The organism is Frankia sp. AiPa1 (assembly GCF_023243075.1).
Taxonomy (GTDB): domain Bacteria; phylum Actinomycetota; class Actinomycetes; order Frankiales; family Frankiaceae; genus Frankia.
This window is the reverse complement of the sequence record NZ_JALKFZ020000048.1, coordinates 1-9,986: the sequence shown is the minus strand read 5'-3', so window position 1 is coordinate 9,986 and position 9,986 is coordinate 1. Positions and strand designations below refer to the sequence as shown.

9 protein-coding genes and 1 pseudogene are annotated in these 9,986 nt (G+C 72.0%); 3 read left to right on the top strand and 7 right to left on the bottom strand.

Annotated elements, in window-relative coordinates; genetic code table 11:
* The 4 genes from MXD95_RS06575 to ftsE all read right to left on the bottom strand — a co-directional run.
* Positions 1–1,034 (bottom strand): DUF8688 domain-containing protein (locus MXD95_RS06575; RefSeq protein WP_518455326.1); only part of this gene is annotated, 1,034 nt, incomplete at its 3' end.
* Between the two features lie 2 nt (positions 1,035–1,036).
* The gene (gene smpB, locus MXD95_RS06570) at positions 1,037–1,516 is read right to left on the bottom strand and encodes an SsrA-binding protein SmpB (protein WP_250639644.1); all 480 of its coding nucleotides are present in this window, start codon (positions 1,514–1,516) and stop codon (positions 1,037–1,039) included.
* Positions 1,517–1,675: 159 nt separating this feature from the next.
* The gene (gene ftsX, locus MXD95_RS06565; protein WP_250639643.1) at positions 1,676–2,548 is read right to left on the bottom strand and encodes a permease-like cell division protein FtsX; all 873 of its coding nucleotides are present in this window, start codon (positions 2,546–2,548) and stop codon (positions 1,676–1,678) included.
* A complete protein-coding gene (gene ftsE / locus MXD95_RS06560) occupies positions 2,548–3,318 on the bottom strand; it encodes a cell division ATP-binding protein FtsE (RefSeq protein ID WP_250639642.1) in 771 nt (256 codons plus the stop codon). The genes ftsX and ftsE overlap by 1 nt, the downstream gene beginning before the upstream one ends.
* A gap of 327 nt (positions 3,319–3,645) precedes the next feature.
* Here ftsE and MXD95_RS06555 point away from each other — a divergent pair, with 327 nt between their 5' ends.
* Positions 3,646–3,831: a hypothetical protein gene (locus tag MXD95_RS06555; RefSeq protein WP_250639641.1), complete on the top strand. Its 186-nt coding sequence runs from the start codon at positions 3,646–3,648 to the stop codon at positions 3,829–3,831.
* Positions 3,832–3,839: 8 nt separating this feature from the next.
* The gene (locus MXD95_RS06550; RefSeq protein ID WP_250639640.1) at positions 3,840–5,027 is read left to right on the top strand and encodes a PQQ-dependent sugar dehydrogenase; all 1,188 of its coding nucleotides are present in this window, start codon (positions 3,840–3,842) and stop codon (positions 5,025–5,027) included.
* Positions 5,028–5,064: 37 nt separating this feature from the next.
* On the opposite strand, the gene cobA is transcribed toward MXD95_RS06550, so the two are convergent.
* The 3 genes from cobA to prfB form a co-directional block, all read right to left on the bottom strand.
* The gene (gene cobA, locus MXD95_RS06545; protein ID WP_250639639.1) at positions 5,065–5,850 is read right to left on the bottom strand and encodes a uroporphyrinogen-III C-methyltransferase; all 786 of its coding nucleotides are present in this window, start codon (positions 5,848–5,850) and stop codon (positions 5,065–5,067) included.
* Positions 5,851–6,070: 220 nt separating this feature from the next.
* Entirely contained in the window at positions 6,071–6,898 is an 828-nt protein-coding gene (locus MXD95_RS06540) for a polysaccharide deacetylase family protein (protein WP_251077916.1), read from the bottom strand.
* Between the two features lie 737 nt (positions 6,899–7,635).
* Positions 7,636–8,736, bottom strand: a complete 1,101-nt coding sequence (gene prfB / locus MXD95_RS06535) for a peptide chain release factor 2 (RefSeq protein ID WP_250639637.1) — start codon at positions 8,734–8,736, stop codon at positions 7,636–7,638.
* A 927-nt stretch (positions 8,737–9,663) separates the two neighbouring features.
* Here prfB and MXD95_RS06530 point away from each other — a divergent pair.
* Positions 9,664–9,986: pseudogene (locus MXD95_RS06530) on the top strand (hypothetical protein); the annotation flags it as partial.

The following is a 9,986-nucleotide window of genomic DNA, read 5'->3' as shown; positions in this document are numbered from 1 at the left end:
GGGGGGCCCGCCCCCCCCACCGGCGCCCCGGCCCCCCCCCGGTTCCCGCGGGGGGCGCCGCACCGGGCGCGGGGGCCGGCGGGGGGGGGGGCCGCGCACCCGCTTGGCCGGGGGCTATCCCCTGGTTCCGCGGAACCGTCCGGCTCGGCGTGGCTGCCGGGCAGGGAGGTGGATGGCACGGCGTGCAGGACCGTCGCGCGGCGCCGGGCGCGGGCCAGTGCCGGGGAGAACAGGACGGACTCCTTGAGGTCGCGGCCGTCGGCGACGAACTCGATCTCCCAGCCGGCGGGCACCCGCGCGAGGTCGATCCCCGGAGCGGCTTTGACCGCCACCGCGTTGACCCGGTCCGCGAGGCCGAAGCACCACCGCAACGGGGGCTCACCGGCGGCCGACCCCAGCCGCCGGTCCCCGGCCCGCCGCGCCGGGTCGACGAACGCCCCGTCGAACCCGGCGAGGTCGACGTCACGCACGTCCGCGAGCCGCGCCCCGATCCGCGCCGCCGCACCGCCAAGCGCCGCGTTGAACGCGGCCATCCGTAGATGGACCGGGTCGCGGTCGACCAGCAGAACCTCACGGTCGCACTCGTCGGAGCCCGACCCCGACCCCGACCCGGACCCCGACCCGGACCCGGCCAGCGCCTGGGCGTCGCCGCCGATGCCGGTGCACAGGTCGACCAGGCGACGCAGGCCCGCGAACCGTGCGGCGCGGTGTTCGGCGGCCGGCTGGGAGGACGCCTGTTCCAGGCCGGCACGGGTGAAGAACATCCGGTCGGCGAGCCGGAACTTCGCGCCGGCCCGCTGGCGCAGCTCGGCCTGGGTGAACGCGGCCGCGACCAGGTCCACCGGCACGCCGTCGGCCCGAAGGCGCGCGCCGACGGCCAGCTCCCGGCCGGCCGTACCCGCCAGGCCAGCCGACCTGGACCGATCCGCTTCGGCGTACACGGCACAGGCCACTGCCAGGGCGGCTGCTCCCGCCGGTGTCAGCAGGGCCTCGAGCTGGGCGAGGCGAGCACTCTCAGCGTCGACGCTGCTCACGCTCAGCTGTAGCGGCCCTTGACGCGGCGGCCCATCTCGCGGCTGACCTCGCGGGCGGCGTCCCGTTCGGCGAGGGCGTGGCGCTTGTCGTAGGCCTTGCGGCCGCGCGCGAGGGCGATCTCGACCTTGGCCCGGCCATCCTTCCAGTACAAGGCCAGCGGGACGAGGGTGAGGCCGCCCTCCTGGGTTTTGCCGACGAGCTTCTCGATCTCCGCGCGGTGCAGCAGCATCTTGCGCTTGCGCCGGGGGGCGTGGTTCGTCCAGGTGCCCTCGGTGTACTCGGGGATGTGCACGTTGTGCAGCCAGGCCTCGCCCTCGGTGATCTGGGCGAACCCGTCGACGAGCGACGCCCGGCCGGCCCGCAGCGCCTTCACCTCGGTGCCACGCAGGACCAGACCGGCCTCGTACGTGTCGAGGATGTCGTAGTCGTGCCGGGCGCGTTTGTTCTGCGCGATGGCCTTGCGCCCCTGCTCCCTCGGCACCGTCTGCGCCCCTTCTCCCTGCCTGCCCGACGACCCATCCTATCGATCATGCGGGGGATGCCCGATGGCCCGTGGTCGCCCGTACCGTGCAACGCACCCGCCACCGACATCATGCCGAAGCGCCCGCTGGCCCCATCATCCACCGGCATACTGGCGCGGTCAGACCCGCAGATGGCGGCGCAGTGCGACGGACGCCATGGCGGCGGAGGCGAGCAGGCCCGCGACCAGGACCGCGGCGGCGGACGTCCACACGGCCGGCCAACCGAACAGCGGGAACGCGGACTGGCGGGTGAACTGGCCGTCCACCAGAAAAGCCTTCGCGGCGACCAGCAGACCCGCGGCGCACAGGCCGCCCACCACACCCGCGACCGCGCTCTCCAGCACGAACGGCGCCCGGATCGCCCCGTTGGACGCGCCGACCAACCGCATGATCGCCGTCTCCCGGCGCCGGCCGTACGCCGAGATGCGGATCATCGTGTAGATCAGGGCAAACGAGGCCACGGCCTGGACCGCGGCGAGCGTGAACGCGCCGATGGTGAAGGCGTCGAGGAAACGATAGAGCGGTTGGAGCAGGGCACGCTGGTCGCGGACGGCCTCAACCCCGTCCAGACCGGTGTAGGTGATGACCACGTCGCCGGATGCTCGGGGGTCGGCGAGGGTCAGGCGCAGTGCGGCGGGAAGGTCACCCGGGCCGACCCCGGCGACGACGTCCGGGGAGCCCCGGAAGTCACGCCGGAAACGGTCGAAGACCTGTTGCTTGCTCTCGTACCGGACGGCGGTGATCGCCGGGTCGCGGCGCATCTGGTCCTCGAGCGCGGCGCGCTGGGCGGACGTGGTGTCGTCGGTGAGATCGACGACGACCTCGAGCTGGCCGAGCAGATAGTGGTCGATCGTGTGCACCTGGGCGCGCAGCAGCAGGCCGGCACCGAGCATCGCCAGGCAGATCGCGATCGTGACGATCACCGCGGCAGTCATCGCCAGGTTGCGGCGCAGTCCCGTCCACCACAGCGAGGCCAGTGGTCCCGGGCGCATCAGCCCACCGGCCCGCGGGGCGCGGGCGCCCACGGACTGGGCTGCGGGGCGGGCTGCGGGGCGGGCTGCGGCGGGAGGGGCAGGGAGGCGGTGTCGTAGCGTCCGCCGGCCTCGTCCCGGACAAGGATGCCGTCGGCCAGTTCCAGGACCCGACGGCGCATCGCGTCGACCAGGGCTGCGTTGTGGGTGGCCATGATGACGGTGGTACCGGCCTGATGGACGGCGTCCAGCAGGTGCATGATCTCGATGCTGGTGGCGGGGTCGAGGTTGCCGGTCGGTTCGTCGGCGAGCAGGACCCGCGGGCGTCCGACGAAGGCCCGCGCGATCGCCACCCGCTGCTGCTCTCCGCCGGAGAGCTCATCGGGGTAGCTCTGTGCCTTCTCCCCCAGGCCCACGAGATCCAGTGCCTCGGGGACGACGCTGCGCACCACGTGGCGGGGCCGTCCGATGACGTCCAGCGCGAAGGCGACGTTGGCCGCGACCGTCCGGTTCGGCAGCAGCCGGTAGTCCTGGAACACGCAGCCGACGGTGCGGCGCAGGCGCGGGACCCGCCGGTCGGGGATCCGCGCGACGTCCTGCCCGGCGACGACGACCTGCCCGCCGGACGCCCGTTCCTCGCGCAGCAGCAGCCGCAGCAGGGTCGACTTGCCCGAACCGGATGGGCCGACGAGGAAGACGAACTCCCCCGCGGCGATCTCGGCGCTGACGTCGGACAGGGCGGGACGCAGGCCGCTGGGATACCACTTGCTCACCGCATCCAGGACGATCACCACACCCCTCCTTACTTTGAGCACAAATTTGCGCACTTTCCGTAGCGGAGATGGTAGAGCGTGACGGGAGCCTCGCCGCGCGGGCGCGCCGCCCGCGCCAGCCGCGAGGCTGGTCTGCGCCATCGATGCCATCGAGGCCATCGAGGCCATCGGCCCGATGCGTCGGGCTGCCGACTGGCGCAGAGCTCCTCGGATGACCTCGCGCGGGCGTACCGTGGACCCAGGTGGCCCAGCGCGACGATGGCCCAGCGCGGAACGAACCTTCCTGGCGAGTCGTTTGACGTATCCCCGGGTGCGGACTGGTGCCGCGGTGGGTAAGGAGGCTCCATGGGCAGCGAAGACCTGGTCTGCGCGTGCTGCTCGGGGCTGGTGATCGAGGGCCGGTGCCCGACCTGCCGAGCGTCCCGGGAGTACCTACGGCGTAACTCCACCCCACCGTCCCCGCAGCTCCTGCTCGCGATTCTCGTGATCGTCATGGTCCTCGCGGCTCTGGCGGTCCGGCACGCGACCTGAGCCGGGCTTTGTCCGGGCGGCAGTTGTCCGTGCTGTGCGCGGCGGCGGTCACGCTCGTCCTGGCCGGCTGCTCCGCCTCGAGCTCCGGTGGAGCTCCCGCCGTCCGCCCTGCAGCCGCCAGCCTCACCTCCTCCGGGGGCCGGACGGCATCCCCGGGCGCGCAGGGCGGCACCGCCGGGGCCAACGGGGTGCGGACGGTGGTCGACGGGCTCGACGCACCCTGGGACGTGGCGTTCCTGCCCTCGGGCGACGCGTTGATCAGCGAGCGGGACAGCGGCCGGATCCTGCGGCTGCCGCGGGGCGGCGACCGGCCGAGCGTGCTGGTGACGCTGCCCGGGGTGGTGCACCGTGGTGAGTCGGGGCTGCTGGGCCTGGCTGTCTCCCCGACCTTCGCGTCCGACCGGTACGTGTACGCCTACTACACGACCGCCACCGACAACCGCATCGTTCGCTTTCGTCTGACCGGTGCCAGCGCCAGCTCCGCTGCCAGCACAGTCACGGCCTCGGCGCCGACGCCGATCCTCACCGGCCTCGCCGATGGCGTGGTCCACAATGGCGGGCGGATCCGATTCGGCCCGGACGGCATGCTGTACGCGGGCGTCGGGGACACCGGCAACCGCGGTCTCGCGCAGAACCGCGAGCGCCTGAACGGCAAGATCCTGCGGATGCGCCCAGATGGCAGCGTCCCAGCGGACAATCCATTTCCCGGCTCGCTGGTCTACAGCCTGGGTCACCGCAACGTCCAGGGCCTCGCCTGGGACGCGCAGGGCCGGCTGTGGGCCTCCGAGTTCGGCCAGGACCGGTTCGACGAGATCAATCTGATCACGCCGGGCGCGAACTACGGCTGGCCCGTCGTCGAGGGAACGGGCGACACCGACGGCGGCCGTTTCCGCAACCCCCTGGTCACGTGGACAACAGCCGAGGCCTCCCCGAGCGGGATCGCGATCCGCGGCTCCACGCTCCACGTCGCCGCACTCAAGGGGCAGCGGCTGTGGGAGGTCACCCTCGCCGGGGCCGGTGTCCAGGGCCAGCCCCGGGCGGTGCTGTCGGGGTCGGCCACCGCGGGCCGGCTGCGCGCCGCGGTCAACGCCCCGGACGGCACGGTGTGGATCGTCACCAACAACACCGATGGCCGCGGCCAACCCCGTCCCGGCGACGACCGCATCCTTTCCCTGCCCGCAGCGCCCTCACGCTGAGTACCCAGGCGCTGGATGCCCTGGCGCCAGGCGGCGCCTAACGCTGCGGGTGTGCCGCGCGGGCGGCACGGTGGCCCTCGAGAAGACGCTCGCGCAGGGCGACCACCTCGCCGAGGACGATGACGGCGGGAGAGGCGATGCCGGCGTCGGCGGCAAGGCGGGCGATGTCGGACAGCGGTCCGGTGACGACGGTCTCCGCCGGCGTTCCACCGGCGTGGATCACCGCGCTCGGCGTGTCCGCGGGACGGCCGCGTTTGAGCAGCTCCCGGCTGACTCCGGCGAGCGCCGCGACGCCCATCAGCACGACGATGGTGCCCGGGCCGGCGGCGAGTGCGCCCCAGTCGATGGTGGAACCCGGATGGGACGGGTCGACATGCCCGCTGACGATCGTGACGTCCTGGGTGACACCACGATGGGTGACCGGAATGCCGGCGAGCGCCGGAACCGCGACGGCGCTGGTCACGCCGGGGACGATCTCGCAGGGCAGGCCGGCGGCGGCGCAGGCCAGAGCTTCCTCACCGCCGCGCCCGAAGACGAACGGGTCGCCGCCCTTGAGCCGCACCACCCCGAACCCGCGCGAGGCGCGGTCGACGAGCACGGCATTGATCTCGTCCTGAGTGAGGTTGTGGCCGTGCGGTGCCTTGCCGGCGTCGATGATCTCGGTCCCTGGCCGGGTCTCGGTCAGCAACTCCCGGGGCGCCAGCCGGTCGACGACGACGACATCCGCGATCTGCAGCAGCCGCAGCCCACGGACCGTGATCAGATCCGCCCTTCCGGGGCCGCCGCCGACCAGCGCCACCCACCCGCCGATCGACCCGTCCAACGCCGGTCACCTCCGCTTCGGCCCGCCAGGTCTCGCCGCAGCCTGCCTGGCTCCTCACCCCGACCTGGCTCGTGCGGCCCACCGGCCATCAGAGCGGGGGGCCAACTCCAGTGTGCGGCCTGACCAGCGCATGCGGGGTCAACCGCCCGCACGCATCACAACCCGCCCGGGTGCGCGGCCGCCGGGAGCACCGGTGCCGGAGCCCGGGCGCGTCGCCAGCTCAGGCGCCGCGGCCGAGACGCCAGCGGGCCGCGCGGTAGGCCCGCCAGCCCGAGCGAAGGCTGCGCCGGGCACTGGCGAGGGCATCCCGGTGGCCCTGGGCAACCAACCGCAGGATTTCGACCGCCCCGGCGGTGGGTTCCACGACCAGCCGGCTGATCGCGAACCGTGACCGGGTCGGCTGATGCAGGCGGTAGCCGATCTCGCAGGCGGAGCAGAACCCGGCTGCGGCGACGACGCCACGCACCGCGGCGCAGTGATATCCGAACGGGTAGGAGAAACTGTCCGGGCTGCGACCGGTGTTGTCCTCGATGGCCCGCCGGCTGGCGGTCACGTCGTAGCGGGCCAGTGCCGTCGGCACGACGTCCAGCTCCAGATGGCGATGCCCGTGCGAGCCGAGCTCAACCCCCTCGCCGGCAAGTGCGGCGAGATCAGGCCAGTCCAGCAGGGGCAGGTTGCGCTCGCTGTACCCGTCCAGCCAGGAGGCACGCCGACCGGCGTAGGCGGTGGGGACGTAGAGGGTGGCGCTGGCGCCGACCGTTTGCAGAGCGGGCAGCGCGGTGGTGACGAAATCCTCGAAGCCGTCGTCGAAGGTGATGGCCACCTGGCGCCGCTCGGGATGCGCCAGCGCGTCGGTGAGGCTGGTGAGGTGGTAGCCGTTCGCGGCCAGCGCCCCGAGCTGCTCGGCAAACGCACCGGGCGGTACTTCCCAGCGCCGAAAGTCGGCGCTTACCGAGTCACCGACGCTGTGGTACATGAGAACAGGCAGAGGGATCCGCAGCGCGTCCTCGGACAGGCCGGCCTCGGCTCCGGGCAGCGCGGTCGCCATGGTGGTCACCATCACTCCCTGCCCGGCGCGGCGCAGACTATGCCAGGATTGGGTTGATTCTTTCCCTGCATATGCCGATGTGTGCATGACTGGGGGGACACGGGCCGCACTCCCTCCGCGACGACGGGACGCAATCGTGGACAACGGGGTGACACGAACGTAGTTCCCATCAGGGTTCCATCGGACGCCGCAGCGCACGAACCGGCCGGAGCAAGCGAAGTTTAAACATCGAACGGTGCGCGGACTACTCCGGGACTCTACACGCGCATACTGGGCGTGCCAATGGTCCGCCCGGTCCGCCCGGCCCGCCCGATGCGTCAGCAGATACGCCGCGCGGCAGCCACCCTGGCGGAGTCGGCGTTCGATCGCATCGCCGGTCAGGTGCGGACGTGATATTCACCGGATGGTCACGGCCGATACCGCCCGTCGCCGGAAACGGCAGCAATTATCGATCGCCCGGTCGCCGCTGGCCGATTCGCCGAGCCCGCGGTACCAGTGACTTCGGTCCTCCGCCGCTCCGGCTACCCCGGACGACGGCGCGTCCTACGTTCCGGGTAACCCGTCGGCACGGCCAGGCCGGCCGGGCCGTGCCGAAGGCCAAGAGCGGCCGTCGCCCATCGATACATCGCAGAATTCCTCGCCCGTTCCCGGGTGAATTCACCGTGAAAAACGAGATAGCACCCCGTCGGAGATCCGGCCGACCGAGGGCCGGAGTGCACACTCACGGGCCGAAGCCGTCACGCCGAGCGCTCGGCGGAGCGGCGCCAGCGGATCTCGGCATCGATGAACGTATCGAGTTCGCCGTCGAGAACGCCGCCCGTGTTGGACGTCTCGGTCTCGGTCCGTAGATCCTTGACGAGCTGGTACGGATGCAGCACGTAGTTACGGATCTGCGAGCCGAAGGAAACGTCCTGCGGACCGCCGGTGATCCGCGCCTTTTCCGCGGCCTCCTCGGCCCGGCGCCGCTCGAGCAGTTTCGCCTGAAGGACGATCATCGCCGCCGCCTTGTTCTGCAGCTGGCTGCGCTCGTTCTGGCAGGTGACCACGATGCCGGTGGCGAGATGGGTGATCCGCACCGCGGAGTCGGTCGTGTTGACCCCCTGGCCGCCCGGGCCGGAGGACCGGAAGATGTCGATCCGCAGTTCCTTGTCGTCGATGTCGACGTGATCGGAGAGCTCGACGACCGGAGTGACCTCGACGCCGGCGAACGAGGTCTGCCGGCGATTCTGGTTGTCGAACGGAGAGATGCGCACCAGCCGGTGCACTCCGTGCTCGCTGCGCAACGTGCCGTAGGCATAGGGGGCCTTGACCTGAAAGGTCGCCGACTTGAGCCCCGCCTCCTCCGCCTCCGAGGTGTCGAAGACCTCGGTGGGGTAGCCGTGCCGCTCGGCCCAGCGCAGGTACATCCGCAGCAGCATCGCCGTCCAGTCCGCCGCGTCGACGCCGCCGGCGCCGGCCGAGAGCTGGACGATCGCATCCCGCTCGTCGTACTCGCCGGACAGCAGCGTGCGGACCTCGAGCGCGGAGATGTCCACCGTGAGGCCGGGCAGGTTGGTGGCAACCTCGGCAAGCAGGTCATCGTCACCGAGCTCGACGGCGGCGCCGATGTCATCCAGGCGGGCGCGCAGCCCCTCGACCCGGGCTATATCACCCTTCGTCGAGGACAGCCGCCGGGTGACCGCCTGCGCCCGATCCTGGTCGGACCACAGGTCCGGGTCCGCCGCCTGCTGCTCGAGCTCCTCGGCGCGGCGGCGCAGCGCGTCCAGGTCAAGCACGGACTCGATGCCGCTCAGCGTGGCATCGAGCTGTTTGATCTCCTCGGACAGGTCGGCGGGCATGCCGTTCACCTTACCGGGACCCTCGCCCACGCCACCGACGAACCGATCTTGCGGTCCTGCGTGTCCGTTCGACGGGAGTCCCCGCCCGGCGCCGACCGGCGTCCACCGCCGGTCGCTCCCCCTCGCCGGCGGCCGTGTCCGGCTTCGACCGCCCCAGCCTCCTACTGACGCTCCGTGACAACGGGACGGCACGACCGTCCGCCCGGCCTCGCCATCGCGGAATTCTCGGTACCGTCCGCTGTCTGATGACAACAACGTGGCTGAGACCACGTAGTCGGCAGTCTGAAATCACCCGCCTGAAACATGCAATGTCGTGGCGTCATCGCGGCGAAACATACAGCGAAGCATCGGGAACCATTGGCCAACCGACGCACGCACCGCGGACAATCCAGGCCGCAGGCGACGTGCTCATCCATGCACGCAGGCCGCCGTCACCGCGCTCAGACCAATCCGTCAGGAGATCTGGCCCACATGTCACGAGGCGGCGAAGGCACGCGTGTGCGGCGCGGAAAGGATATCTTCGAGCGCGGACTTCAGTACTGAATTCACCGGGCCGGGAACGCCCAGCAGGCGGCCATCCGCCGGGGTATCAGGCCCACAGATCGGGCCCGCACGTACCCGATCGCCCGCCGCTCACCACCTCCTGGTCGGGCGGTCGGGCGAACACCGGGCGGGACCGATGCAGGCACGCTGGTCAAGGGATGCGAGGGAGGCTGCCATGGGGACCGGGACCTGTCGTTCGACCGGCCAGGCTGCCGGGTTAACCCCGGTGGCCCGATGCCAGGTCGCCGCCCGTCGCCGTCTCCCGTTGCCGGGGCGCGGTGTGATCATTCCCGCCGAGCCACGAAGGGTGCCGTCGTGCCCGAGCCAGCACACGGATCGGACAGAAGGGCTGTCCTTGTCGCCACCGGCCTCGCGGTGGGCTCGATGACTCTCGACGCCGATCTCGCCGATCTCGCCGGCACCGGGGGCGCCGACGCCGCGGCGTTGCACGAGGTCTGCTCCGCCGCGCTCGATGCGGCCGTGGCCGCCTACGAGACGACCGAGCTCGCGGTCACCGCCGCCGCCCTCGCCGAGTTGGAGCGGACGACGCGGGCGGTGCCGCGCCGGCACCGGCTGCGCGGGCGGGCCGCGCTGGACTGGATGCGCCTGCACGCCGCGGTCATGACGGTCGCCGCCGCGGCCGCCTACGACCGCGGTCGGCACGCCGACGCCGCCGCACGGGCCGACCGGGCCGCGGCGCTGGCCCG